The following is a 26,578-nucleotide window of genomic DNA, read 5'->3' as shown; positions in this document are numbered from 1 at the left end:
GCGAACCTACTCACTCGGGAGGGAACCACATTGACGTCCGACGCAGCGATCCTTCGTGAAGCACTGCGCGCAGTCGCGCCAGGCACGCCGCTTCGAGAGGGATTGGAACGAATCCAGCGTTCCCATACGGGTGCCCTCATCGTCCTGGGCTACACGCCCGAGGTGCAGTCCATATGCTCGGGCGGCTTCGACCTTGACGTCGCGTTCACGGCGGCGCGCCTGCGCGAGCTGTGCAAGATGGACGGGGCCGTCATCATCGACCCCGACCTGTGGCGCATCCGCAAGGCGAACGTTCAACTTTTCCCGGATCCCACGATCCCCACCGACGAGTCGGGCATGCGCCACCGCACCGCCCAGCGCACCGCCCGGCAGACTCACCTGCCCGTCTTGTCCCTGTCGGCGTCCATGCGCATGATCTCTATCTACGTGGGCACCGAACACCGCCTGGTCGAAGAGCCCGAGGCCCTCCTGTCGCGCGCCAACCTGGCCGTGGACACGCTGGACCGCTACAGCCAGCGCCTGGACGAGGTTTTGCAGACCCTGACGATCCTGGAGATGCGCGACAGCGCGACCGTGCGCGACGTCGCCACCGTGATGCAGCGCATGGAAATGATTCGGCGCATCACCTCCGAGATCACGGAGTGCCTGGAGGAGCTGGGGTCCGAGGGGCGCCTGCTCGCCCTGCAGGTGGAGGACCTGGTGCGAGGCTCCGCGTCAGAGCGCGCGCTGGTCATGCGTGACTACATCCGCGAGCCCGGCGACGTTGCCCGCGTCGAGTCCGAACTGTCCTCGATGGGGTCGGAACGGATCGTGGATTTGACGGCCATCGCGAATATCCTGGGCCTGGACGTCTACGAGGTCGCTGACCTCGATCGCGAGATCACCCCCCGGGGCGTGCGCGCCCTGTCCCTGGTGCCCCACCTGTCATGGAGCGCCATCAAGGAGGTCTCCGCTCACTTTGCCTCCCTGTCCGAGCTGCGCGCGGCCACCGTCGCCGACCTGGAGCCCATCGAGGGGATCGGCCCCTACCGGGCCAAGGTCATCACCGAGAACCTGGCCCACCAGGCGCAGGCGGTCGGTTCGGGCATCGTCGGCTGGTAGGCGCGCGGGCTGAAACGCTGGAACTGCGGGGGCTCGGGCTGGAAGGACGCGGGCTCTTAACGCCCGGATTGCGTTCCCGTCTGGCCGCTCTGTTGGGGCGGTGGGGCGGGGACGGGCGTCACGTCGAATACGGTGGATTCGACCTCGCGCCCTCCCATGATGATCGCGACCTTATAGGTGCCCGCTAGCGCGGCGCGGGCACCCCCCGCGGGCGGCGTACAACCGTTCGCGTACACCAAGCCATCCCAGCGCAGCGCACCACTCCACGAGCCTCCGGGGCGCAGGAGCAGGGGCGTGGAGCTCTGCTGGTCCTCGGCGCAGTTCGCGGAGTTGTACACCAGCTGGTCGCCCGTCGTTATCTGCAGGGCGAATTGCGACAGGGAGGTCGAGCAGGCGACGTTGCCCCGATTCTCCAGCGTCAGCTTCACGGGCGTTGGCGTTCCGGACACGGCATCGTCCGCTTCGGCGCTCACGGTGATGTCGCGCTCCGGGCACGGGGGGATGTCGATCGTCGTGCCGTCAGTGAGCAGGCCGTCGGCGGTGGCCTCTTGGCCACCTGTGAGTGTGTAGCCCGAGGCGTCAACCCCGCCGGAATGGGCGGACTGCGCGCCGTGCGTCGTCTGTTCTGCGGTCGCGGAGCCCGCGATGGCGCGGACGATGGCGGCCATCCCCCACACGATGAGTGCCACGATCAGGAGCAGGCCGCCTCCGGTGATGATGCGCCTGGGCCACAGGTTCACGGGTGGCCGTCCGCCGCCCGACGATGACGACCCACCGCCGCGCGTTGTGCTTCCGCGTCCCCGTTTCACGGCCGACGCGCCCGAAGAGCCCGCCGATGAAGCGGACCGGCGGCCGGCGCCGCGCCGGAAGGCGCCCGCCACGGGACGCCGGGAGGGACGCCTGGGGAAAGTCTCACGCTGGTCAGCCACGCATCCACGATACCGGCCCTACCGCGCGCGGCGCGCGGGGCGCTCGGAGTGAGCGCACTTTCGCCGCCCGGGGCCGCGTGCGTTTCCTCTCGCGCGCCGGTCAGGCGGCCGCGCTGGGTTTGTTCGAGGAAGGCCCGTCATCGTCGGTGATGATGCACCAGCGCTCCACGACCAGGGCGACGATGACCCACACCAGGCCGACGAGGGCACTCAGGCCCGAGGCGATTGCGTTGGATGCCATCGCCGGGGCGCCCAGCTGTGTCAGGGACACGGCCATGACGCCGCCGAGGAAGCCGGTGAGTGCGCTGCCGACCAGCGCGCTCGTGCGGGCGAACACTGCGACACGCATCGCGCCGAGCGCGTCAATCCACGTTTCCCTGTCGGCGCGCAGGCGGCGCACGGCCAGGCCGGACCAGATCAAGCAGGCGGTGGCCACGGCAAACAGCACGGCCGGGCCGGGCGTGACGATCATAGGGGTGTTACCGGCGCGCATGTGGGCGAAGAAGCCCAGGAAGCTCATTGCGGTGCAGACGAAGCCGACCAGCGCAACCCAGGTGATCGACAGCGGTTTCACTGCTAGCGCCTCTTGACGACCGGGATCGCTCCCGTCATCGTGGGCCGCACGACGACGCGACGCAGGATGCCGGTGTGGGTGGCCTCTTCCTCGGGAATGGGGCCGACGGGGGTGTTGTCGGGCAACCCGGGAGCCAGAATCGTGGAACGCCCGTCGGCGTGCACGGTCGGCTTGGGCGGCTCGTCGTCGCGGACCAGCCCAGAGCGGTCGTCAACGACGCGAACGTCGTGGGCGGAGCCGACGGGGAAGTTCCAGTCAGGCAGCCCGATGTCGGAATGCGATTCCTCGCGTTCGGCCTCAAAGACGGGCATCCAGCGGGGTTTCTCGTCGCCACTGGGCGTGTAGGTGCCCGTGCCGATCTTGCGGGTCACGCGTCCGGCCGGTGAGTCGGCCGACACGGAAGAGATGGGGTGCCACGAGGGGCGCGCAGAGGCCTTGGCCGTCCGCGTTCCGCGGCCGCCCTCGGGCCGGGTAGGGGCCCCCTGGGGGGCGCCGCCTGACCGGGGAGCGGGGGCCGCCTGCCCTCCGCGTCCATCCGCCGGGGGGGCGGAGGCAGCGCGGGGGGCACCGCCTGGCCGAGGGGAGGGAGCCGCCGGGGGAACGGGGGGTTCCTGAGGCGCTCCGCTCGCCTGGGGCGATCCTCCCGCCTCACGGCGTTGCTCGGCGGCCCGGGCGGCGCGCTGCGCGGGGGTTTCAGGTTGCCTCATCGGCGGCCGCGCCTCGGGTTCATCGCTCGCGTGGGCCTTGGGGGCCGGCGGCCGTTCGATGCCCATGGCGTGAGCGATGTCTTCGCCGACGTCGGTGGCGGCCCAACGGGTCCACATGTTGTTCCACGTGGCGGGATCGACCGACGCGTGCCCTTCCTCGCGCGCACGGGGGGTGGGCGCCTCGGGCTCGGGAGCGGGCGCCTCGCTCTTGTCGCCGCGCGCAGCCTCCGGCGCGGCACCTGGGCCCTTCGCCTCGGGTGCGGCGGCAGAGGGCGCGGTTTCACCCGCGGGCGCGGCGCTCTCTGTCGGTTTGGTCACGAGCCCGCTCACCCGGCTGATTTCGCCGGTCAGGGTTTCGATGAGCTCGCGCATGTCGGCGCTGGCCTGCTCAGCGCGCTGGGCGAGAAGCCGGTCGGAATCAACCATGACGGCCGCGGGGTCTTCGAGCCAGTCGTCGACGGCATCGATGATGCCTTCGCGGTCGGGCGTGAGGGCCAGCAGGTCGGCAACGCGTCCGACGCCCTCCAGCACCGCGTCGGGTTCGCACAATAGCCAGGGCGCCAAGACGAAGGCGCGTTCCCTGGCCCGCGGGTGCGGCAGGGACAGGGCCGGATCGGAGGAGGCCAGGCCCTCGACCTGAATGATGTCGATGTCGACGCTGCGCGCACCCCAGCGTTCGTGGCGCTCCCGGCCAAGCTCGCGCTCGATGCGGCTGGTCTGCGTGAACAGCTCGTCGGGCGTCGCGATGGCCGAACCGATGACAATGGCGTTCCAGTAGTCGGGCTGGGGCGCCTGCCCCGGGGCCAGGACGGGCTTTGTGCGCATGATCGGCGATACGTCGTCGATCTGAAAGCCTTCCATGTAGGACAGGGCTTCGACCGTGTGCATGAGCGTGACGGGCACATCCCCGAGGTTGCCGCCGATGGCCAGAACGACGCGGCGTGAACGCAGGTGCGCGGGCATGGAGGGCTGTTCCGCGCGGGGGGCCTGGGCAGCCTGGGCGACGCGGCGGGACGGAATATCCTCCCGCTGCTCCTGCTCGGCGGGGCTGGGCGCCTGGGCACGGCCGTACGTCTCGATCTCGCCGGTGATAACGGAGCCGTCCTCGGCCTCGTAGATGCCTTTGAGGGTCAGCGACAGGGGGAGCGCATCGGTCTCACCCGCGCGCACGGTGACGGACACGTCCGCGAAGGGGTGCTCAATGGGGGCCTCGGGCTTGTGGACGGTGACCTCGGTACCGACCACGCCGTCGTGGCTCATGACGCGAGAGGCGATGTTCTCCGCCAGCGTCTCGATGAGATCGACGGGTTTGCCGGTGAGCACCGCCATCGTTTCGTCGGCGATGTCGGCGTAGGACACGGTGGCGGCGATGTCGTCGGCGGTACCCGCGGTCTCGACCCACATGATGACGTCGGCGCAAAAGCGTTGCGCCTGCGTGCGCTCACTGTCGTAGACGCCGTGGTTGGCCAACGCCCCCAGTCCTTTCAGGGCGATGATGACGCGTCTGCTACTCAACGTCGTTCTCCTTTCGGGCGATGGCCGCCACGGTGGCCGCTATGTCGTGGACCCGCACGGCCCACGCGCCGAAGCGGACGCTGTGGGCGGCGATGGATGCGCTGTCGGTATCGACATCGCCTCCGAGGGCCTTGACGAAGCGCTTACGTGACGCCCCTATAAGTACAGGGTACCCATAGGAACACAATCGCGGTAGTTCAGACAGAATCTGCCAGCACTGATCGACCGTCAGCGAGAAGCCGAGGCCCGGGTCGATAACAATTTTATCAGGTGTCACACCCGCATCAATCGCATCGCTCACCTGGGAATTGATGCGCGCGACCAGCGTGCCCACCAGATCGTCCCCGTAATCAAAGGACTCTCCGGGCATCCCCGGCAGGGCCCGGTAATGCTGAATGATGTAAGCACATCCACACTGGGCGACGACCCGGTTCATCTCTGGGTCCCATCGCCCGCCGCTCACGTCGTTGATGATTGCCGCGCCCGCCCGCGCGGCCTCGCGAGCCGTCGAGGCGTGCAGCGTGTCCACCGACACGATCACGCCCTCACCGGCCAGGGCCTCGACCACCGCACCGATGCGCTCCCACTCCTGGTCCGCGCCGATGCGCGTCGAATTCGGACGCGTCGACTCGCCGCCCACGTCGATCAGATCAGCGCCCGCGCGCACCATCGCGCGCGCGTGGGCCAGCGCGGCCGAGGGATCCGTGTAGCGCCCCCCGTCCGAAAAAGAATCGGGGGTCACGTTAAGGATCCCCATGATCGCGGCGCGCCCGCAGGGCAGCGCCAAGCCGCCGGGCAGCGCCGGGGGCGCGGGCGGGGCGGCCTGCACAGTGGGGGCGGGGGGCAGGGGAAGGACGCTCATGTCAGCGGCTCCCCGACAGCACCAGGGCCATCATCTCGGCCCGGGTCGCGCCGTCGCTCATGATGCCGCGCAGCGCGCTGGTGACGGTCGACGAACCGGGTTTGGACACGCCCCGCATCGACATGCACAGGTGCTCGGCCTCGATGACGACGATGACCCCCTGGGGAGCCAGAACCTGGTCGATGGCGTCCGCGACCTGCGCGGTCAACCGCTCCTGTACCTGGGGCCTGCGAGCGTAGCCCTCGACCACCCGGGCCAGCTTCGACAGGCCCACCACCACGCCCCCGCGTGGAATGTAACCCACGTGCGCGCGGCCAAAGAACGGCAACAGGTGGTGCTCACACACCGAATGGAAAGGGATGTCGCGCACCAACACCAGCTCGTCCGTACCCGCGCGAAACTGCGTGCGCAGGTGCTCGCACGGATCCTCCGTCAGGCCGGAGCACATCTGCTGCCACGCGCGCGCCATACGCTCGGGGGTGCCGACCAAGCCCTCGCGCGCCGGATCCTCGCCGATCGCGACCAGCAGGTCGTGCGACGCCCTCGACACGCCAGCGGGATCGTAGGTCACGCCTGTTCCCCGCCGTCCCCGCGCGGCTCACCCACCACGTCGGTGACATCAATCACAGTGTCCCTGTGGGCGTCCCCCGACTTATCCGAAGCCTCGGATAAGCCGACGCCCACCGGGTTGCCCAGGAGGGCGCCGGGCGCGGCCGCGTCGGACTGGTAGTTCCACACGGGGCGCTCGGGGGCCTTCACCACGTCCTTGAAAATCTCCGCGAGCTGCGCCTCGTCCAGGGTCTCCTCCTCCAGCAGGCGAGCGGCCAGCGTGTCCAGGATCGCGCGGTTCGTGGTCAGGATCTGCCAGGCCTCGCGCATCGCGTTATCCAGGAGGCGGCGAACCTCCTCGTCGATGATCGCTGCGGTATCGTCGGACAGGGCGCGCGGCGCATCGCCGCCGCCGTGCCCGAAAGCCTCGGTGTCGGTGTCGCCCAGCTTCACCATTCCGATGCGGTCGCTCATGCCGTAGTCGGTGACCATCGCGCGGGCCGTCTTGGTGGCCTGCTGGATGTCGTTCGCCGGGCCGGTCGAAGGGTCGCGGAAAACGATCTCTTCGGCGACGCGCCCACCCATGCCGTACACGAGGTCGTCCAGCAGCTGGTTGCGCGTCTTGTTAAAGCGGTCCTCGGTGGGCATGACCATCGTGTAGCCCAGCGCGCGACCGCGCGGCAGGATCGTCACCTTTGTCACCGGGTCCGTGTAGTTCAGCGCCGCGGCGGCCAGCGCATGGCCGCCCTCGTGGTAGGCGGTCACGGCCTTGTCGTGGTCGTTCATGACGCGGGTTCGCTTCTGCGGGCCCGCGATAACGCGGTCGATGGCCTCGTCAATGGCGCGCTCGTCAATGAAACGCATGTTGGAACGCGCGGTGAGCAGCGCGGCCTCGTTAAGCACATTCGCCAGGTCGGCGCCCGTGAAACCGGGGGTGCGTTTGGCGATCTGGCGCAGATCGACCTGGGCCGTCAGCGGCTTGCCGTGCGCGTGAACCTTGAGGATCGCCTCGCGGCCCTTCAGGTCCGGCGCCTCCACGGCGATCTGGCGGTCGAAGCGGCCGGGGCGCAGCAGCGCCGGGTCGAGGATGTCGGGGCGGTTGGTCGCCGCGATCAGGATGATGTTGGCGCGCTCATCGAAGCCGTCCATCTCGACCAGCAGCTGGTTGAGCGTCTGCTCACGCTCGTCGTTACCGCCGCCGATGCCGCTGCCGCGGTGGCGGCCCACGGCGTCGATCTCGTCCACAAAAATGATGGCCGGAGCGTTCTTCTTGGCGCGCTCAAAGAGCTCGCGCACGCGGGAGGCGCCCACGCCGACGTACAGCTCCATGAACTCCGAGCCGGAGATGGAAAAGAACGGGGCGTTTGCCTCGCCTGCGACGGCCTTGGCCAGCAGGGTCTTGCCCGTTCCGGGGGGGCCGTAGAGCAAGACGCCGCGCGGGATGCGCGCACCCACCTTGTGGAACTTGTCGGGGGAGGCCAGGAACTCGCGGATCTCCTCCAGCTCCTCTACGGCCTCGTCCTCACCGGCGACGTCCGCGAAGGTCACGTCGGGGCGCTCCTGGTTGAACTCTTTGGCGCGAGACTGCGTGAAACCGCCCATCATCCGCGAGCCCGACATGGAGCGCATGATGAAATAGAACGCCGCCATGAGGACCAGCAGGGGGACGAGCAGCTGGAATATGGCCCCCAGGGGGCCGGACTGGGGACGCACCGCGTTCCATCCCTTTGCGGGGGCCTTGGACGCGACCGTCTCCAGGATTTCCTTCGTCTGGACGTAGGAGTAGGTGAAATAGACGTTCTTGCCCAGGTTGACGGTCGGGTCGCCCTCGCCGGTGCTCTGGTGCTGGTAGTCCTCGGTCAGTGTCAGGTTAACCTGCTGCGTGCCCTCGTTGAGGACCACCTTCTCGACCGTGGTGCCCGAGATGAGCGCTATGCCCTCCGACGTCGTCACGGCCCGCGGCTGGAACGCCTGCCAGAGGAACCATCCGGCCACGAGCAGGATAATGAGCGGAATCGCCACCCACGCCAGACTGGGGCGTTTATTCTTAGTTCTCTCGTTCATGCGTCCCCTACAGGTAGGTGTTCTCGATTGTTGTCAACGTGGGGCCTCAGGGTCCCCACGAACGGCAGGTTTCGGTACTTCTCCGCATAGTCCAGCCCGTATCCGACGACGAATTCGTCGGGAATATCGAAGCCCACGTAGGCGACATCCACGTCCACCTTCGCGGCGGAGGGCTTGCGCAGGGCGGTGGCGATCCTGACGGAGGCGGCCCCTCGGCCGGCGATGTTGGCACGCAGCCAGGAGAGCGTCAATCCAGAGTCGATGATGTCCTCGATGATCAGGACGTGGCGCCCATCCACATCCTGATCAAGATCCTTCAGGATGCGCACGACGCCCGAGCTCTTGGTGCCCGCCCCGTAGGAGGAGACGGCCATCCAGTCCATCTCCAGGGGCGTGTGGAGCTTGCGGGAAAGGTCCGCCATGACCATGACGGCACCGCGCAGGACTCCGACGACTAAGAGCTCCTTGCCCGCGTAGTCGCGGTCGATCTCTTCGGCCATCTCGCCGAGCCTGCGGTCCATGTCCTCGGCGGTGACCAGGATCTCCTTCAGGTCGTTTCCCATGTCGGTGGCGTCCACCGTATCCTCGTTTCGTTTCGTTGCTGCGCGAGCGATTCCACTACAAGCGTGCCACAAAACGGCGCAAGCGCGCCAGGAAGGCACAGATTCTCACTGTGAGCGCAACATCCTGTGTGCCCTCACCGGCGTCTCCTTGGGGCGGGCCGAGGCCATCGCGTCCCTCACGACGCGCGGACTGCTGTTTCACTGGATTGGGGCGTGACCTGCGGTAAAGACGATTCGCGCCGTTGCCCCACGCCCGACGCGCCGCGCGCTCCCGCCGGGCAGATCGATCGGCCCCTGGCCCCTCCACGCGACCACCAGGGCGTCCACGGCATCGACGTTGGCGCGAGACAGCGAACCTACACCCGCCGCCGAAGCGGCCTCGCGCAGCGCGCGCGTACGCACCGCCCGGGGCGCTCCTGCCAGCTCCCGAACGCCGAGCGCGAATCCCCCCTCCCCCGCCGGATCCGGGGCCTGCCGTGCTTCGTCGCCGCGCGCGCTCCGGGTGAGTTCCCGCGCCCACTCGCTCAGGGCATCGTCGTCGCGCGCGCACAGTTCGGCAGTGCGCGCCAGCGCGGGCACCGGGTCCACCCCCAGGGCCGAGGCCAGGGCCGGGATCGCCAGATGCCGCAGGGCGCAGCGCCGCAGCGGAGTCCCGTCCGCTGCGCGCCACGGGCCGTCGATGGCGTTCGTCGGATCCTCGACCGGGACGAGCCCGGCCTGCTCGCACGCTCCCGCGGTATCCCCCCGCCGCAGTCCGAGCAGGGGCCTCAGCCACGTCACCCCATCCCCGTCGCGCGAAACGGGGGCAATAGCCCGCAGCGAGGAGGGGCCAGAACCCCTGGCCAGCCGCAGCAGGACGGTCTCGGCCTGGTCATCCATCGTGTGCCCCAGCAAGACGGGGGCGCCCTCGCACAGCGCAACGCCACGCAGGGCCGCGCGCCTGGCTTCGCGCGCCGAGGCCTCGGGTCCCCCGCCCCCGGTGCGCCCCACGCGCACGGTCTCGACGATGCCTCGCGCGCCCAGGGAGCACGCCAGGTCCGCGACGCGACGCGCCTCCTCGTCGCTGCCCGCACGCAACCCGTGGTCGACGGTGACCGTCACAACCGGGATACCCGCGCGCGCGGCAGCGTCGATCGAAACCAGGGCCAGCGCCAGCGAATCCGCGCCCCCCGACAGCCCCACGACGATGGAGGTGAGGGACCCAGCCCGCCCGATCACACGGTTCAGGCAGTCGTTAACCGCGAGCGAGCACGCGCGCAGCGGCCCCCGCGGGTTGGGACCCACGAGGCGCGAGGCCTCAGCGCACACGCGCCAGCCACGTTCTGGGCGCGGCGTACTCCTGCGCGGTGGGCAGCGCCTCCGGGCCGGACAGCAGCGCCCTGATCGCGCCTTCGCGCACGACCGTTCGCGCAAAGCCCGCGGTCTGTGCCCAGATGGATTCGACCCCGGCCAGCGGCATGCCGGCCGCCGCGCACGCGCGCACCAGCGCCACGCCCCCGGCCTGCGCCCGGTGGGTGCGCAGCCACTGGATCGAAGGCAGGTCCCGAGGGGTGAGCACCTCCATCTGCGCGGACGGCAGGGCATCCAGGAGCAAAACGATGCGCACCAGCTCGTCGCTGCGTTCGGGAAGGGCACGAATCAGGCCCGCGATGTGGGGGACCAGGTAGGGGGCGTGCGTCAGGTGGACGGCGCGCAGGCCCGTGCACAGGCACACCCAGCGGCACCAGTCCGTCTGATCCAGGGCGTAGCGCTGCGCGTCCGCGAGCACGTTCGGCGCGACCAGGATCCGGCGCGAGGAAATAACGTCCCAAATGCCCGTCGCGTTCTTGGCCAGCGCCCGCAGGATGATGGCCTCGGCGGCGAGCACCATCGGCGTGCGCGTGTCCTCAAAACGATCCAGGATGGCGCCGACGGATCGGATCAGTCCGCGGCGATCAACGACCAGGGTCGAGGACGCGGCCACCTTCGCGGAGGCCTCAGGCAGGGGCGACAGTTGTACGAGCTTGCGATCCGACCAGGCCACCGATCGACGCAGGCGCGCCACGACGGCGGAGGCGCCCACGCGGGACGCCGACGGTCCCGCGTAGGACAGCGAAGCGAGAACTCCCGCGACGTCGCGCGGGCCAAACGGCATATCCATGACCCTAGTTTAGCCTGGCCAGGCCCTCCTCGAAGGCGTCCAGGTGACCGCGCGTGGCGAGCGCTCCCCCGCTCACCCGGTCGTGCCCGATCGACACCAGCAGAACGCGCCCGCCCCGCGTGATGACGGAACCCGACAGCGAGGTCACCTCCGCCAGCGCACCCGTCTTTGCCTGCACGTTTCCGGCGGCGGGGGCCTCGTTCATGCGCTTAGAGAGCGTGCCCACGAGCCCCGCCCAGGGCAGGAGGCGCATCGTGTCAGCGCTGGTCCCCTGCCCCGCATACGAGGCCTTGAGGACGCCGACCAGCGTGTTGGCGCTGATGCGGTCGTTGCTGGACAGGCCCGAGCAGTCCTCGAGGGATAGGCCCTGGGTGGGGACCCCGGCCGCGCTCAGCGTGCTCGCGACCGTGGCGGTGGCGCCCTCGTAGGTGGACGGCGCCCCGGCGGCGCGCGCGGCGAAGCGACAATACTGGTCGGCGAGCGTGTTGTCCGAGTGGGCCAGCATCCAACGCAGCTGCTCGCCCATCGTCGCGGAGCTGACGGACGCCAGGGTTTCCGTCCCGGCGGGGGCCTGACCGGCCTCGCCGAGGTTTGCGCTGATGCCGGCTGCCCCCAGGGCCTGAGCAAAGACCTGGGCGACGCGCGCGGGGGCGTCCGCGTAAAAGTCGTTCGCTCCCTCAAAGGTGCGCCCGGCGTCGATGGCCATGGGGCCGACGTGCCCCTCGTAGGCGCCCACTTCCTGGGCGTCCCACGACGACAGGTGCGAGGCGCCCTCAAAGAGGGTGTCCCTCCACTTCAGGGTCACCGAGGTGATGCCTCGCTGGGTCAGGGCGGCGGCCGCGTCGTTCGCCAGGGTCTGCAGGCCCGCGCGTCCCGACACCTCGGTTTCCTCGGAGGTGCCGATGCCCAGGAGCAGATCCCCCTCTGAGTCGAGGTAGAGGGTCTGGGAGTCGGCGCTCAGGAGGGCGCTGGTCGCAAGCGTCTTCGTCGGATCCAGGTGCGCCAGGGCGGTGAAGGCCGCCAGGGTCTTCGTGGTGGAGGCGGGCGTATGGGGGGTGGAGGCTTCCGCGTCCAGCAGGACTTTGCCGGTTTCCGCGTCCACGACCGTGCCCCACGCGGTGTACCCCCCGGCAGCGGCCGCGGCGGCGACGGGCGCCCACAGCGCCTCGACGTCGGCCTCGCTGACCGGCGTTGACGAGGCATGGGAATCCTGCGCTGCCACCGCCGGATCGAGCCTGGATGCGGTCGGTGGCGGTGCCGCGGCTTGCCCGGATGAAGAACAACCGGCACTCACCATCGCCACTGCCGCCACGAGCGCGGCACTAGCGCTTACAATTGCCCCCATAGACGTGCGATGCATGGATGTCCCTTCGTGGTTTCCTAGGTAGCTAGACTACCCGTCCATGCACCCACATAACCAACTGGCCCCCGAGTTTCGGGGGCTGACGCGGAAGGCACAGCCATGGAATTCGACGTGACCATCGAGATCCCTAAGGGGAACCGAAACAAGTACGAGATCGACCACGACACCGGACGCATCCGCCTGGACCGCATGCTCTTCACGTCCACGCGCTACCCCGACGACTACGGCTTCATCGACGGAACCCTCGGCGAGGACGGCGACCCCCTGGATGCCCTGGTGCTGCTGGAGGAGCCGACCTTCCCCGGCTGCGTCATCCGCTGCCGCGCGCTGGGCATGTTCCGCATGCGCGACGAGAAGGGCGGCGACGACAAGGTCCTGTGCGTGCCCAGCGCCGACCAGCGCGCCTCCTGGCGCACCGACATCGAGGACGTCTCGGAGTTCCACCGCCTGGAGATCCAGCACTTCTTCGAGGTCTACAAGGACCTGGAGCCCGGTAAGAGCGTTGAGGGCGCCCACTGGGTGGGCCGCGAGGAGGCCGAGGAGGAGATCCGCCGCTCCTACGAGCGATTGAAGGAACACCAGGGCGGGCACTGAGCCCAGCGCGGGGGCCGCGCCCGTCCGATGGCCGGCGCTCGCCTCGCGCACAACCTTCACGCGCGCGAAGGGGCCGCACAGACTTGACGGTCTGTGCGGCCCCGCTCGCTTATTTGCCTCGAGGATTCACAGCCTCACAGCGTAGGGCATGATGGATCCCCAGCTGTAGACGCCGGTGATGCGCACGGGCACGCCGAAGGTGGGGGCCTCGATCATCTGCCCGCCGCCCAGGTACATGGCGACGTGGTAGATGCCGGACTGCGCGCCGTTGGAGGACCAGAAGATCAGGTCTCCAGGCTCCATGCTCCCGATCGGCACGTGCGTGCCGTATCCGTACTGGGCGCGCGACAGGTGCGGCAGGTTGACGCCCGCGCTGCGCCAGGCAAGCATGGTCAGGCCGGAGCAGTCCACGCCGCCGTAGGATTCGCCGCCCCACACGTAAGGCACGCCGAGGTAGCTCTTCGCGGCCGCGATCGCGGTGGATGCGCCGCCGCCCGAGCTGGCGGGAGGAGAGTAGGGGGGTGCCGGGCGCGAGGGCGCGGGGCTGCCCGGGGAATCGTCGTCGTCATCGCCTGCGGAAGATGAGGCCTGGGACGCGGCCTGCTCGGCAGCGGCGGCCTGTGCCTGACGGCGTTCTTCGGCGGCTGCGGCGGCCTGCTCGGCGGCGATGCGTGCGGCCTCTTGGCGTTCGGCTTCGAGGGCCGCCTCGCGCTGGTTGATGAGGTCGACGGTCGTGTTCTGCTTGGCGGCCAGCTCCTGCACGTAGGCGCTGCGCTGGGCGGCGACGAGGGCGGCCTCGTTCTGAGCTGCGGCCGCTGCCCTGTTTGCGGCGTCGGTGCGGGCCTGGACCGCGGCGGTGGCCGCTTCCTGGTTGGCCAGCGCGGCGTTCGCGGCGTCGCGGGTGACCTTGGCGACCTGTTCGAGGGCGGCGACGTTCTGCATCTTCGCCTCGGCCGAGGCCGAGAAGGAGTTAATGCCCGCCTGCTTGGTTTCGACGCTGCGCAGCCCGTCGGAGTCGAGGTAGGGCGCGATGGCGTCGAGAGAGCCGCCACCGTTCCGGTAGGCGGTCTGGGCGACGGCGGCAATCTGTTGTTTGCCTTCCTGGAATGCCGCCTCGGCGGCGTCGGCGTCGTCCGAGGCGGCCGAGGCGGTCGCGGTGGCCTCGGCCAGGGCGATATTGGCTTCGTTGAGGTCTTCTCCGGCGATTTGCGCCCTCTGGGTGGCAGCTGCGGCGTTAGCGCTGACTTCGGCCAGCTTGACCTCAATCTGGGCGACACTCATCTTCGCGGCCTCTTCGGCCGCTTTGGCCGCCGCGATTTCTTCCTCGGAGGGTGCTGCCTGCGCCACCTGGGGCAGGACCAGGAGGGCGCAGGCAGCCAGCGCCGTCAGTCCCATGCGGATGGTTCCGCGTTGTCTCATCGTCGTCTCATCTCGTCAGTGCGGGCGCCCGCGGGCGCGTACATGAGAACGAGCCTATCCACTTTCGCCACACTTGGCAACAAACGCACCAAAATCACCACCGTTCACAGTCGCAACAATCGCAACATTAGTAACATTCACACCATGAATACCGAGCAATTACTTATATTTTTCACCCGCCACCAGCCTTCGAGTGCTTCTACTCACATTTGGCGCGCTTCCTGTCCTTCACGTGCCCCGTCCGACGTTCACCGCACGAAATCGCCCGGCCTCGGCCCGTTCACTCCACCCACGCAGACCCCCGCCACATGCCCCATCGTCCCCGCCAATCGACGGCTGCCCGCGCCGAGGCAGCGTCAACCGCCCTACCGCGCACCCTGTCACCCCCTCGCCAATCGACGAGGCCGGTGACCCCGCGCGTTATGCTGGCCTCATGAGCGCTTCCACCGATCCCACGCCACACGACCGCCACCGTTCCGAGGCGCCCGAACTCGCCGGTTTCTCCGGGGTGCCGGCCCAGGCCTCGTCGAACGACGACCGGGCCGTACCCCCCACCCTGCCCGAGCGCGACGTGATGGCCCCGTGGGGCCACGCCGGCCCTCCCGGCCAGGAATGGCGCACCGACATCCTCGGCCAGGACTTCGTCTCACGCACGATCGAGCTCTTGGACGACGCGGAGGGAGCGTGCGTGGCGACTCTGGTGCGCGCGAGGGCCACGCAAAATGCGCGCATGACAGTTTTGTACCTGCACGGCCGCAACGACTACTTTTTCCAGACGGAGATGGCGCACCGTTTGACGGAGGCGGACGTGGCGTTCTACGCGCTGGACATGCGCAAGTACGGGCGCAGCCTGCGCCCCCACCAGACAATCGGATACACGGATGACCTTTTGGTTTACGACGAGGAAATCGGCCAGGCCATCGAGCTTATCCGCGAGGAACGCGACGACGAGCCCCTGGTGCTCATGGGCCATTCGACGGGCGGACTCATCGCGACCCTGTGGGCGCACCGTCACCCCGGCGTCCTGTCGGGTCTGATCCTGAACTCCGCGTGGCTGGAAATGCAGTCGATGAGCGCGTGGCGCGGGGCGATGGCCCCCGTCATCGGTCGCATCGCGGCGCACAACCCCATGTGGGAGGTGCCCACGGGAGGGGCCGGTCTCTATGGGCGTTCGCTCGCGGGGCGCGCCTCGTCGGGGCTGCCCATCCCGGACGGACTGACCGACGACGATCCCTCGGTCGCGGGCTGGCCTCTCGCCCACGAATGGAAACGCCCCGAATCCTACCCGGTTCCCGCGTCCTGGCTGGAGGCGATCATGGCCGGTCACGATACCGTTGAAAAGGATGTGGCGCTGGAGTGCCCGGTGCTGTCGATGGTGTCAACGTCCTCATATTTCGACGAGGAGTGGAGCGAGCGCGCTTTCACCTCCGATACGGTCCTGGATCCGGCGGTCATCGCCCAGCGCAGCCTGAACCTGTCGGACCTGGTGACGATTGCCCGCTTCCCCGGCAAGCACGACCTGGTTCTCTCGGACGCCCCCGTTCGCGAGGCCGTCTACGCCGCGATCTGCGGGTGGCTGGAGGCCTTCGTCAGGTGAGGCGCGTCGGGGCGGGGCAGAATCGGATTGAGCCGCGCCCCGCCACCGCGCATTGCGCGCCGCCGCGTGTGGCTGTGTTGCCCGGGTGCTCGGCCGTGTCTTTGCTGCGCTTGACGCCGTTTCCACCGCGCTTGGTCGCGTGCCTCAGTGCTTGGCCGCGCGGCGGGCACGGGGCGCCTGCGAGTACTCGCGCACGATCTCGCGGTTGATCTCGTCGAGTGCCTCCGCCAGGGTCGGACCCAACCGGTCACCGATGCGCACCTGTGCCCAGGCGCGAATATGCCCGAGTCCGCGCGCGGTCAGCAGGGTTTCCAGCGACGGATAGGTCAGGCCCGCACCGGAGATGGCTCCGCTGGCCGCCAGCACCAGGTCTGAGGGCAGGCCCAGTTCGCCGCGCGCCACCAGGGGCGTGTCTTCACCGAGGATCTGCGCCAGGGTGCGCAGCCCGGATTCGTCGCGGTTGAGGACGGGCACCCCATTCTCTCGGGCATGGATGACCTCCGCGGATTCCTCGGCTCGGTCCACGAACGAGGCCGTGGCCGCGTCCGTCGCACCGTCGTCGTTGAGCTCTTCGGTCTGCGCGCGGCGCGCGACGCGGCTGCCGAGGTGAGCGGGCCGCTCCCAGCGAGGCTCCTCTTCCCCGAGCGCATCCTCCTGCTCGGGTACTGTTTCCTGATCGGGTGCGGCTTCCATGGGGTCATCCTTTGGGGTATCGGCTTGCTCGGGCGCATCGATCTGCTCGGCAGCGCCGGGCCAATCGCGGGGTTCGGCTTCACCGGCCTCACCATCGCCCGCGTCAGCCGGGTCGACCGTGTCGGCCTGTTTGGCCCGGATGGCCTGAGTGGCCAGGCTGGCCTGGTCACACTCCTCAACCGACTCCGCCCGCGCGTCATCCTCAGGCTCCTCGCAGTCACCCAGATCGACCCGCTCCGCGGCACCCGGCAAACCACGGCCCTCGGCTTCACCGGCCTCACCATCGGCCGCATCCACCTGCCCGCGCGCGGCTCCCACGGGCATCTCCTCGACCGCGTCGGGGTCGGCATCGCTCATAGTGTCAACGCACTCTTGTTCCTCACCCCGTGCCTCGACCCGCTCATCACCGCCGCGGGCGCCCACGGTCTGGTCGCCGAACCCGTCGGAAGGCGCCTCCTGCGCCCCGGGCTCCGTTTCGTCAGCATCGCCGGGCTGCCAGGGCGCCGGGGGCTCTTCGCCCACCGGATAGCTGAAGACGTCGCGCAGGCGCGGAGAAACCTTCGGGGTGGGGCGCGTCATGGGTGTCTCCGCTTCCGCCTCACCACTATCCTCCGCGCCATCCAGCGCATCGTGTTCCGCCGATGTTTGGGCACGATCCGCCCCGTCGACCCCGACCGCCGGTTCGGCGGCCGTCAGTTCGGGGGCGGCGGCAGCGGAGGCCAGAACCTGCGGGGCATGGCCGTAAAGGCGTGGCCCCACCGCGTTCACGTCGAGGAAAAGGCGCCCGTTCGACATCTGACGGAGGTTCATCAGATGAACCTCCACGCCGGACGTCGCCAGGACGGACAAGGCGGGGCGCACCGAGGGATCGATACTGCCCGCCACCATGATGAGCCTGGGCCCCGGACCCACGGCCGGGGGCATGGAGTCGCGGAACTGCGTCCATCCCGTACGGAATCCCTCGGGACCCGACGGGTATTCGGCGGCCAGGTCGGACCACGAGATCGACGCAACCTCGGCCAAGCGAGAAAGAGACGCGATGAGGGTTTCGGAATCCAGCTCCTTGAGAATCTCGACGGAGACGATCTGCCCCGTCACATCCAGGGAGGTCAGGCGCGGCGTCTCCTCGTCACCCTGGCCGGTCATGTCGCGCCAGGTCACCGGGAACAGGGGGCGCGACACGATCTGCAGGACCTGCTGGCAGATTGCGTCGACCAATTCGGGTCCCAGATCGTGCGCGACCGGGTACCCGAATTGAGCGGGTACGAGGCGTCCATCCTCAAACTCAAACAGGGCCATCGATCTTTCCTCCACATGATTGGGGCGCTCGTGGCCATTGTTCCATACGTTCCAAAAGAAACTCGGAGGACACAGGGACATTGCGATGGATACCACGTAAGCATCAGTTGGTCATACATCCACCATCAGGCCATCCAATCGCATCACAGCGATACCCATCCCCTCACCTGTCAACAGAAGATGTGCGCCAGCTCCTCGCACTCCACAGCGGGGCAATGTGGCTCAGTAAAACCAGACCACTATCCCTTTGTCACACGATCCCATCCTGACACATCCTGAGCAACTATTTGCACATCACGCCGACTCATGACTATTGTCGTGTACAATATTACGTGTCCCACAGGACACAGGCGGAAGGACCCCTTCCACCTGGTTAGACCACTGCGCGACATGAAGCAATCAACAGACAGGGCGGTAAACAATGGGCAGAGAAGACCTGCGCATCGTTGAATACTCGGCGCCAGAACCCCGCGTTCCGGCGTCCGAAGAGACGCGCCGCGAACTCTCACCCTACTGCCTCAACTCGGACTCAGCCCCCCATTTCTACCCCGATACTTCACAGGCGGTCAGTCCACATTTGCCTCCGATCGAGCCCATACCTGTCCCTGTGACACCTTTCCCTAAGCTCTACGGAGACGACCCCGAACCTGCATAGAAGACCCCGGTCGTTTCTGGTTGCTTTTTGTGCCCGTGGGCGGAGGCCCACCCGGATATTTGCCACGCTGCCTGCTTGCTGCTCTTTTGTGTCCGTGGGCGGTGGCCCGCCCGCTCGATCGCCACACGCGAGCCTGACGGCTCGGAGTGATCGATCTCGAAGCCCGGCCAGGCCCCGCCACCACCCACGAACACCAACAACCAACCAGGCCCGCATGAAACCCACACCACCCCCACACCGCCAAAAACCCCAAAATCCAAACCAAATCACCACGCAGGGGCGACCACAGTTTCACCCCCACCCACGAACACCCACAGACCACCCCACAGAATCAAGATGCAAGACCAGCACAGCGTCCCCCACGTCCCCGCGCCTGTACGCGGTCATCAGCTTCCCCGTCGTCGCCGCCAGCCTGGTCATCATGCTCACCCTTGTCCTGAGGGTCGTCGAGGAGGTCGCCCCGAACCTGGCGGACAACCCCACGACCAGGCACATCATCTACGTCTGTATCGGCGTCGTCATCGCGCTGGTGGCATGGTTCAAAAGACAATCGACCATGGCCCGGGTGTGCCCGCCGGCGCCCGACGGCGGCATCGAGGATAACCCCACCGCGTATCAAACGCCCGCACCGCCCAATGACGGCTTCCAGCAAATCGACGACACCACTATTCCACAGCCCCACTGACCCCAGCCTCGCCAAACAGCCGCACGATCCGCCACCGGCCCTCGGGGGCGCCCGCGTGGGACCGCTGCGCCGCGGCCTCGTCGCGCACACAGGATGGATCGACGAGGATCGCGGTGGATAGCGCCTCCGCGAGCACACCCGAGGAAGCGACGACGCTGACCTGACGCACTCCCGAGCACGCGGGACGCCCGGTCCGCGGATCGATGATGTGGTGGTCTCGCAGGCGCGGGAGCGCACCTCCGCAGCCGCCTGAGCCCGCCCGATCGGCGCGCGCCTGGTCGGCGGGAACCGCCGCTGCGCAACCGGACGCGGCCGAGGCGCCCGAATCTGCCGCTCCCGCGACGTGGGCCCCCAGCGGCCCCAGGTTATCCCCCGACGTCGACAGGGACGCCATGCCATCCGCGGGCAACTCGACCACGCCGCACACGTCAGTGGGTGCCCCGTCGGGGTCACGCACCCCCACGCGCCACGGCGAACCGTCCGCACGGGTACCGAAGGCGGCCACGGACGAGGTACCCACCGACACGAGCACCCCCGCGGCCCCCAGGTCCACGGCCAGGTCGCGGCACGCGTCGGCCGTGTAGCCTTTTGCGACGCCGCCCAGGTCAACGCTCGGGAAGACCCCCGGTGCAGCGCCCGGGGTGCGGCCGCGCCCACCGCCCGGATGACCGCCCGAGGCCGCATCTGGCCGGTCTCCCGGCGCCCGCAGCAGCCAGCGCCGCTGGCCGATTCGCACGAGCAGCCCCGAGTCGGATGCGCGCAGCGCCGCCCGGATGCGGGCCGGTCCGGGAGCGGGCGGAAGCGGAGCGCCGGCGAGGTAGGCGGCGCGCATGGCCTTGACGTCCCACGCGGCAACGAGCGGCCCGATCAGCGGATTGAAGGCTCCGCCCGTGGCGCGCGCGAGCGCCAGCGCGTCCTCCAGCAGGCGGTCGGTGTCGGCACTAACGACCAGGCCATGGCCGCCCTGCACCACCAGGCCTGCCCCCCTGAGCGGGTCATCCGCCCCCACGGAACCCCGGTCCCCTGCGCCGACGTCGACTCCACCGGCCCCTGCCTGGCCCACCCGGCCAGACGCGTTGAGCCGCGATATTTCGGAGGTTGGCCGATACACGCTCCACAGCTCCTCGTGGCGCGCGACCAGCTCCACGACGGCGTTCACGATCGCCATGCCGTCCCCGCCCCAGCCGACGATGTCGACGCGGGTGCCCATCGCGGGAAAAGAGGAGCGCCAGGTCGGCGAAGCGTCAGTCGTCGCCGCCTCCAAGGTCCTGGTCCAGGCCTGCGTCCTTGGTGGAGTCGTTCAGGCCAGGGATGGTGATGTCGTCGGCTCCGTCGGGCGAAGTGCCCTGGGCGGCGGCGATGGCGCGAATGGCGGCCTGAACGAACTGCCGGTGGGCCACGGTCGCCCCCGTGATGACGTCGACCTTCGCGGGGTCGCCGACCTTGGTGAGGTTGTCGGAGTACTCACGGTAGGAGGCGACGGCGGCCTGGGCCTTCTTGTAGTAGTCCTGGTTAAAGACCTCACCGGAGGAGCTCTTTCCATAGTTTGCGCCCTTGTCGGTGCCGTCCGCCAGCGCCGTCTCATAGGAGGTGGCGGTGATGTGCCCGCCCTCGACGGTGATGGTGATCGTGCCGATGGAGCCCTGGTCGTCCGCGTTGGACTGGGCGCTCCACGTTCCATCGCTCATGGGTTTGCTCATGTCGAGGCCCGTGGAGGGCTGGCACGCGGCGAGGATCGTGGCCCCGAGTGCCCCGAGGGCGCCGAGGGCCGCGCGGGAGGCGGGTGCCCTCCACCGGGCAGCTCCGGGGGTGTGGCCATCGTGATTGATTCGAGCGCTCATCGCACCTTGTCCTTTCCGCTGCGCTGTGCATCGCTGTCTCCGGGGCCTGCCGCGTCGCAGGCGCGTACGTCGTGGTCGTGCCACGTCTCTTTAACGACCCTGCCGTGGTCCAGTCGAATCTCGCGTTGTCCCTGTTCGGCGACCAGCGCGTCGTGGGTGACGACCATGAGGGTCGTGCCGTCACGGTGGAGCTGGTTGAACAGGTCGAGGACGATCTCTTCGTTGGTTTCGTCCAGGTTGCCGGTCGGCTCGTCGGCGAGGACCAGCTTCGGGTAGTTGATGAGCGCGCGGGCCACGCACACTCGCTGCTGTTCGCCGCCGGAGAGCTGGCGGGGCAGGTGCGTGGCGCGGTCGGCCAGGCCCACCCGGTCCAGCGCCTCCAGGGCTTCCTTTTCGTCGGGCATCGAGTGATAGTACTGGGCGACCATGACGTTTTCGAGGGCGGTGAGGTGCCCGATGAGGTGGAACTGTTGAAAAACCAGCCCGATGGTCCGGCAGCGCACCTCGGTGAGTTCGTCGGCGGTCAAGTCGGAGATGTCGCGGCCGTCCAGGGTGACGGTGCCCTTCGTGGCGGTGTCCATAGCCCCGACGATGTTCATGAGGGTCGTCTTGCCGCTGCCGGAGGGTCCGACGATGGACACCCACTGGCCGCGCGGGATCTCCAGCGAAACGTTGTCCAGCGCGTGCAGGTCGCCGTAGATCTTGGAGACGCCTTCGAGGGCGAGCAGCGTGTCCTTTGACGAGGCGTGGGCCGCCTCGCCCGATTCGTTCGAGTCGGTGGGGTTATCGGGCGTGTTCATGGGTTCTCTCATTCTCCACGCAGGACGAGCGCGGGGTCAACGGCCAGTGCGCGGCGCACGGGCGGGAGGCAGGCGAGGACGGCGATGAGGATCGAGCACGCGACGGTGGCGATCCAGATGACGGGATGCAGGGAGATCGAGCGGTGGAACACGGAGTGGGAGATCAGGGCCGCCAGGGCGTATCCGGCCCCCGCGCCGATAATTCCGCCGATCGCACCGAGCATGACGCCTTCGCCCATGAACTCGGAGGTGATGGATCGCGCGGTGGCCCCCAGCGCCTTGCGCAGGCCTATCTCGTTGCGTCGTTCGGTGACGACGGCGATCATCGTGGTGGACACGCCGATCATGGTCAGGGCCAGGACGATGGCGGTGATGACCAGCAGCAGCGATCGGAGCATGTCGAGGACTCCCGTGTCCGATTGTGCGAGGCGTCGCACGGTCTGGGCGTGGATGTCGGGGTTTGCCGCGTTCATGGCGTCGGCGACTGCGCCCAGCTGCGCGCCCTCGAGCGCGATGGAGTATTCCGCGATGGACACGGCCACGGGGGCCCCGGTGAGGGCGGACATGTCCTGGGTGGACATGTACAGGTAGCCGTCTTCGTTTCCGCCGGTCTTGAGGATCCCGGCCACGCGCAGTGTCACGGTGCGCGGATCGACGGACAGGGACGAGGCCTGGGACGCGTCCGCGGGACCGGACTGCTGGCCGCTGGCCCGGGCGGCCTTCGCGGAGGCGCCGCCGTCGAGCTGACTGACGGTGATCGCATCTCCGGCCTTGACGCCGATCGTGGAGGCGATCTGTTCGCCCACGAGCACCTGGCCGGCGGCATCCGGCCACGCACCGTCCACGAACCAGAAGGGGTTCATCGACCGAACGGCGTCGAGGTCGGTGCCACCCGCGACGTACGGTTGTTCGTTAATGGTAACGGTCTCGTAGTCGAACGCGGCGGAGCCAACGAGGGCACCCGAGGGCACCTGGGCGGTAGCCGCGGCCACGGCCTCGTCCGTGATGGTCCCATCCCCGCTGGGGGTGAGAACGAGGTTGGCGCCGTACGAGCGGATCTCGCGGGCCATCTGCGCGGGAACGTCCACGGCGATGGTAACCAGGCCGGACAGGGTGGTCGCGCCGATGGCGACAGCGAGGACAGCGATGAGGACGCGGGAGCGGCGGCGGAGGATGGAAGAGGTGACCATCCGCCAAAACATTGCGCGTCTGGACATGGGGATCACCTTCCGTGGAGGACTTCCGCCGCGTTGAGGCGCAGCAGGTATCGGATCGCCGGGATGGAAGCGCCCAGGACCACGATGATGACGAGGACGGCAACGAGTCCGACGACGACGGGCGCAAAAGCGATGGAGGAGTGGAACACCATGTACCCGATCGCCTGCGCCAGCCCAAGGCCGGCGCAGTAACCGATGACGCCACCGACCAGGCCAACGACGATCGTCTCGGTCAAGAACAGCGCGATGATCTGTTTATCCTTGGCGCCCACGGCCTTCATCAGGCCGATTTCGCTGGAGCGTTCCATGACGCCCGCGGTCACCAGGTTCGCGATGGCCAGGGCGGAGGCGATGAGCGCCAGGACGGTCACGAGGACCATGAGCAGCTGCGTCTTCTCCAGGATGGTGCCCTCGGACTGGGCGACCTGCCGGACGGGGCGGGCAACCGAGTCCGTCATGACTTCCTCGATCTGGTAGGCGATCGAAGAGACGTAGGCCGTGCAGTACCAGGTTTCCTTTTCGGACACGCTCAGCGAATTCGGGTTCTTCGCGGCCTTGCGCGCCAGGTCGTTGTCGGGTGTGGTCAGGGCTGAGACCTCGACGCTGCCGACGGCGCCTTCGCGACCAATCAGCTCCTGGGCGGCGGCCAACTGAATGTAGACGCCGCGATCCGCGTCATCCCCGGTGGTGACGACGCCGCGGACGGTGAACTCTCGGCTCGCCTGCCCGCGCGTGAGCGTGAAGGAGCCGCCGACGGACAGACCTTTGTCGGCCGCGTAGGTCGCTCCGATTATCGCCCCCGTGGCGTCGTCGTCGGTCGGCCACGCCCCGTCGATGCCCCACCAGCCGCGCAGCTTGTCCAGGCCGGTGTCCACGCTCTCGCCGGTCGCGAGCTCAAGGTGGTGGCCAAACCAGGTGCCGGTCGTGGGGACGCGCGCGCCCGAGGCGTCGGTGGCGGACACGCTCAGCAAGGGCGCGAAGTCGAGGATGTTGTAGGTCCAAAAGATCGTCTTAATGCTGCCCAGCTCGCTCTCGCGCAGATAGGTCCGCGATTCGCTGGACTCGCCCGTGGAGTACAGGTCATTCAGGACGGCAGCCCCCTGCGGGCGCACGACAATGTTGGCGCCGTAGGACTTAAGCTCCTGGTTAACCTTGTCGCCGACGTTGAACATGACGGAGAGCATGGAGGTGGCCACGCACGCCCCCAACGCGATGGTCAGGGCGATCATGAGGTGGCGGTTACCGCGCCTGGTCAGGGTCCCTCGGAGCATTCGGATAAACAAGCGCGCGCCTCTACTTTGCGAAGATGGGGGCCGCGGCCTCGAGGGCCGAGATGGGAACTGTCAGGGTCCCGTTAGAGACCTTGTATTCGATGGGAATCGGGTTGCAGCCGCCCTTAAAGCCGATGGTCGCGATGTTCATCGCCACCTCGCACAGCTTGCAGATGACCTTGCCATCCTTCTCGTAATAGCCGGACGGCCCGCAGATCTCGCAGGCGTCCAGCCCCACGCCGAAGGAGGACCCGGATTTTTGGATGACGATGAAGCGCACCTTCACGCCGCCCGACGTCGTGTACTCGAAACGGTGCAGGTGCCCGTCGGAGATGTCGGCCAGGTTGACGCTCACCTGATCGTCGACGACGCTGTGAGCCTCGGGAGCCGAAAGCTCGACCTCCTGGCTGCCTATCGCGACGCCCACGGTGATCAGCAGCGCGCCGCACAGGTAGCCGATGGCAGCGGTGCCGGCCATGGACTTGTAGAGGCGGGAGCGGGCGCGCCCCAGCCGCCCCTCGGCGGGGTTCGCGCCCACGGTCGGGATCGATCGGGAGGCGTACCAGGTGAGGGCCACGACCACGCCGAGCGCCAGGGCGGCCACGATCGTAAAGACGGCCTCGTGGTTGATGAACCACGCGATCACGTTCCACGCGCCCTTGGGAACAGAAATCCACCGCTTGGCCTTGAGGATGCGCACGAACATCAACGAGTGCTCAAGGGCCAGCGCGCACAGGATAAACATCGCGGGCCACACCCGGTTATTCCACGCGCACAGGCGGTAGGACACCCACGCCAGGAAGCACACGAGCCCCCACGCCAGCGCGTAGCCGACGATGGCGAGCACCGCCTGGGTGGAATAGATTCCAACCCCACCGGAGAGCATCATGACCGCCTGGCTCATCGCCACCGGAACGGATCGGAACAGCGCGAACGCAATGTACAGGGCACCGACGAGGCGCACCAGGGCATCGCCGGGCAGCGCCGTCTCAATCGCCGAGGCCGCCTGTGCCTCCTCGTCCGCATCCCCCCCGGGCAGGTGCGGGCGTACGCGGCGCGATCGCACAGCGACGAGCGCCAGGAAAACGAGGGCCAGGGCGAGGGCGATGGGCAGAGTGTACAGGCCGACGGTCTGACGGTTGACCGACTTGGGGGCCTCCACGTTGATGATCGTCAACGCGGCGGAGGCGACCATGCCCAGACCGATGCCCAGCCACACGGCCCGCGAGCGCACCTTTTTGCCGCGACGTCCGTGGCCCGCGGTCGGCATGAAGCGGATGGTCGCACCAACGGCGAGCATGGTCAGCAGCAAGATCAACGTCGCTTCACTCATCTGCTGAAGCACTGGTTTTCCTCTCCTAAAAAAGGCGGACCGAAGTCGTGCGACTCCGGTGTCACGTGTAGTCCCCTGGCGGGGCGCGGGGCGAGGTCATGGCCCACGATGGGAGCCGCTGCCTCGTCCCCGCGTCAGCTGAGCTTCACCAAGAAACAGCCGTGGGATCCCACTGCCAATCCTTGAACTCGGCGACCAGCGGTTCGGTCCAGAAACGGCCCTCAACGCCGGTAGCCTTATCGGTGTGGAGCAACCAGCCGTTCTTTTCCGGTGACTCGATCGAGAAGGTCACGTCGTAGGTTCCGGCTTCCAGCTTGGGGATGTTCAGGCCGTAGTGCGGGCCGTCGGAGGCATTCATCGGCATGAAAGTGCCCGTCTGGACCGTGCTACCGGACTTGTCCTTAATGGTGTAATTGACGGTCAGGGCGGGCACGAAGTCACCCGCGCCGTAGCCGAGCTTGTTATCAGCCGCAGCGTGAATGTCTGCTTCCATGTGCATTGACGCTTCCGCCGCTGAAACACCCATCGCGGGCTCCATGTCGACGGGCTGGAAGTAGACGCCGCCCACGACGAGCGGGCCGACGTGCACGTCGTCGCCCAGGGGCTGCTCTTCGAAGCCCGCGTCCTCACCGGGGGCGGCCGCACCCGAGTCGGAGCTGGCCGAGGAATCGGTGGAGGGCTTCGTGTCGGTGGAACCAGACGAGTTGTTCGAGCAGGCCGCGAGGGTGCCTGCGAGGGCCAGCGTGGCCAGGGCCGCGCTGACACGGAAGAGTGAGCGCTTCATGCGATGAACTCCTTAGCGTGTTG

The 26,578-nt window shown here is 68.2% G+C and carries 23 protein-coding genes; 4 read left to right on the top strand and 19 right to left on the bottom strand.

Annotation, left to right across the window (positions count from 1 at the left end; all coding sequences use genetic code 11):
* The first annotated feature begins 30 nt into the window (after nt 1-30).
* Nucleotides 31-1,101 carry a DNA integrity scanning diadenylate cyclase DisA gene (gene disA, locus BLT68_RS04800; RefSeq protein ID WP_070779187.1) on the top strand — a complete coding sequence of 357 codons (1,071 nt, stop codon included), beginning with the start codon at nt 31-33 and terminating at the stop codon, nt 1,099-1,101.
* A 56-nt stretch (nt 1,102-1,157) separates the two neighbouring features.
* On the opposite strand, the gene BLT68_RS04795 is transcribed toward disA, so the two are convergent.
* The 10 genes from BLT68_RS04795 to dacB form a co-directional block, all read right to left on the bottom strand.
* Nucleotides 1,158-2,030 (bottom strand): hypothetical protein, encoded by an 873-nt coding sequence (locus tag BLT68_RS04795; protein WP_131800076.1) that lies wholly within the window; start codon nt 2,028-2,030, stop codon nt 1,158-1,160.
* A 100-nt stretch (nt 2,031-2,130) separates the two neighbouring features.
* Entirely contained in the window at nt 2,131-2,604 is a 474-nt protein-coding gene (locus BLT68_RS04790) for a DUF3180 family protein (RefSeq protein ID WP_050695293.1), read from the bottom strand.
* A 2-nt stretch (nt 2,605-2,606) separates the two neighbouring features.
* Entirely contained in the window at nt 2,607-4,826 is a 2,220-nt protein-coding gene (folK, locus tag BLT68_RS04785; protein ID WP_074633116.1) for a 2-amino-4-hydroxy-6-hydroxymethyldihydropteridine diphosphokinase, read from the bottom strand.
* Entirely contained in the window at nt 4,819-5,688 is an 870-nt protein-coding gene (gene folP / locus BLT68_RS04780) for a dihydropteroate synthase (RefSeq protein ID WP_074633114.1), read from the bottom strand. Before folP ends, folK begins: the two co-directional genes overlap by 8 nt.
* A gap of 1 nt (nt 5,689) precedes the next feature.
* Entirely contained in the window at nt 5,690-6,259 is a 570-nt protein-coding gene (gene folE / locus BLT68_RS04775) for a GTP cyclohydrolase I FolE (protein WP_074633111.1), read from the bottom strand.
* Nucleotides 6,256-8,301, bottom strand: coding sequence for an ATP-dependent zinc metalloprotease FtsH (gene ftsH, locus BLT68_RS04770; RefSeq protein ID WP_074633109.1), 2,046 nt, complete (start codon nt 8,299-8,301; stop codon nt 6,256-6,258). Before ftsH ends, folE begins: the two co-directional genes overlap by 4 nt.
* Nucleotides 8,298-8,879, bottom strand: a complete 582-nt coding sequence (gene hpt, locus BLT68_RS04765; RefSeq protein WP_070779194.1) for a hypoxanthine phosphoribosyltransferase — start codon at nt 8,877-8,879, stop codon at nt 8,298-8,300. Before hpt ends, ftsH begins: the two co-directional genes overlap by 4 nt.
* Nucleotides 8,880-9,062: 183 nt before the next feature.
* A complete protein-coding gene (tilS, locus tag BLT68_RS04755; RefSeq protein WP_232618749.1) occupies nt 9,063-10,172 on the bottom strand; it encodes a tRNA lysidine(34) synthetase TilS in 1,110 nt (369 codons plus the stop codon).
* Nucleotides 10,162-11,004, bottom strand: coding sequence for a zinc-dependent metalloprotease (locus tag BLT68_RS09410; protein WP_074633106.1), 843 nt, complete (start codon nt 11,002-11,004; stop codon nt 10,162-10,164). The genes tilS and BLT68_RS09410 overlap by 11 nt, the downstream gene beginning before the upstream one ends.
* Before the next feature lie 4 nt (nt 11,005-11,008).
* Nucleotides 11,009-12,349 (bottom strand): D-alanyl-D-alanine carboxypeptidase/D-alanyl-D-alanine endopeptidase, encoded by a 1,341-nt coding sequence (dacB, locus tag BLT68_RS04745; protein WP_082175905.1) that lies wholly within the window; start codon nt 12,347-12,349, stop codon nt 11,009-11,011.
* A gap of 117 nt (nt 12,350-12,466) precedes the next feature.
* Between dacB and BLT68_RS04740 the strand changes: the two genes are divergently transcribed.
* The gene (locus tag BLT68_RS04740; protein ID WP_050695303.1) at nt 12,467-12,961 is read left to right on the top strand and encodes an inorganic diphosphatase; all 495 of its coding nucleotides are present in this window, start codon (nt 12,467-12,469) and stop codon (nt 12,959-12,961) included.
* A gap of 126 nt (nt 12,962-13,087) precedes the next feature.
* Here the strand turns inward: BLT68_RS04740 and BLT68_RS04735 are convergent, their stop codons facing one another.
* A complete protein-coding gene (locus tag BLT68_RS04735; RefSeq protein ID WP_074633104.1) occupies nt 13,088-14,380 on the bottom strand; it encodes a C40 family peptidase in 1,293 nt (430 codons plus the stop codon).
* A gap of 433 nt (nt 14,381-14,813) precedes the next feature.
* Between BLT68_RS04735 and BLT68_RS04730 the strand changes: the two genes are divergently transcribed.
* Entirely contained in the window at nt 14,814-15,977 is a 1,164-nt protein-coding gene (locus tag BLT68_RS04730; protein WP_083332371.1) for an alpha/beta hydrolase, read from the top strand.
* A 144-nt stretch (nt 15,978-16,121) separates the two neighbouring features.
* Here the strand turns inward: BLT68_RS04730 and BLT68_RS04725 are convergent, their stop codons facing one another.
* Nucleotides 16,122-17,969: a hypothetical protein gene (locus BLT68_RS04725; protein WP_074633103.1), complete on the bottom strand. Its 1,848-nt coding sequence runs from the start codon at nt 17,967-17,969 to the stop codon at nt 16,122-16,124.
* Between the two features lie 1,076 nt (nt 17,970-19,045).
* Here BLT68_RS04725 and BLT68_RS04715 point away from each other — a divergent pair.
* On the top strand, nt 19,046-19,309 hold the full coding sequence (locus BLT68_RS04715; RefSeq protein ID WP_074633100.1) for a hypothetical protein: 264 nt from the start codon (nt 19,046-19,048) through the stop codon (nt 19,307-19,309).
* On the opposite strand, the gene BLT68_RS04710 is transcribed toward BLT68_RS04715, so the two are convergent.
* The 7 genes from BLT68_RS04710 to BLT68_RS04680 all read right to left on the bottom strand — a co-directional run bounded on the left by BLT68_RS04710 (nt 19,290) and on the right by BLT68_RS04680 (nt 26,555).
* Nucleotides 19,290-20,519 (bottom strand): FAD:protein FMN transferase, encoded by a 1,230-nt coding sequence (locus BLT68_RS04710; RefSeq protein ID WP_083332381.1) that lies wholly within the window; start codon nt 20,517-20,519, stop codon nt 19,290-19,292. The two genes, BLT68_RS04715 and BLT68_RS04710, sit on opposite strands and share 20 nt — an antisense overlap.
* A 34-nt stretch (nt 20,520-20,553) precedes the next feature.
* The gene (locus tag BLT68_RS04705) at nt 20,554-21,150 is read right to left on the bottom strand and encodes an FMN-binding protein (protein WP_074633097.1); all 597 of its coding nucleotides are present in this window, start codon (nt 21,148-21,150) and stop codon (nt 20,554-20,556) included.
* Complete coding sequence (locus tag BLT68_RS04700) at nt 21,147-21,950, bottom strand: ABC transporter ATP-binding protein (RefSeq protein ID WP_074633095.1); 804 nt, start codon at nt 21,948-21,950, stop codon at nt 21,147-21,149. Before BLT68_RS04700 ends, BLT68_RS04705 begins: the two co-directional genes overlap by 4 nt.
* An 8-nt stretch (nt 21,951-21,958) precedes the next feature.
* Nucleotides 21,959-23,167 (bottom strand): ABC transporter permease, encoded by a 1,209-nt coding sequence (locus BLT68_RS04695; protein WP_074633093.1) that lies wholly within the window; start codon nt 23,165-23,167, stop codon nt 21,959-21,961.
* A 5-nt stretch (nt 23,168-23,172) separates the two neighbouring features.
* Nucleotides 23,173-24,438: an ABC transporter permease gene (locus BLT68_RS04690; RefSeq protein WP_074633091.1), complete on the bottom strand. Its 1,266-nt coding sequence runs from the start codon at nt 24,436-24,438 to the stop codon at nt 23,173-23,175.
* Between the two features lie 22 nt (nt 24,439-24,460).
* Nucleotides 24,461-25,783, bottom strand: a complete 1,323-nt coding sequence (locus BLT68_RS04685) for a DUF2318 domain-containing protein (protein WP_074633089.1) — start codon at nt 25,781-25,783, stop codon at nt 24,461-24,463.
* Nucleotides 25,784-25,916: 133 nt separating this feature from the next.
* Nucleotides 25,917-26,555, bottom strand: a complete 639-nt coding sequence (locus BLT68_RS04680; protein WP_050695312.1) for an iron transporter — start codon at nt 26,553-26,555, stop codon at nt 25,917-25,919.
* Between the last annotated feature and the right edge of the window lie 23 nt (nt 26,556-26,578).

Source organism: Schaalia meyeri, from assembly GCF_900105015.1.
Lineage (GTDB): Bacteria > Actinomycetota > Actinomycetes > Actinomycetales > Actinomycetaceae > Pauljensenia > Pauljensenia meyeri.
This window is presented reverse-complemented; position numbering and strand designations above follow the sequence as displayed.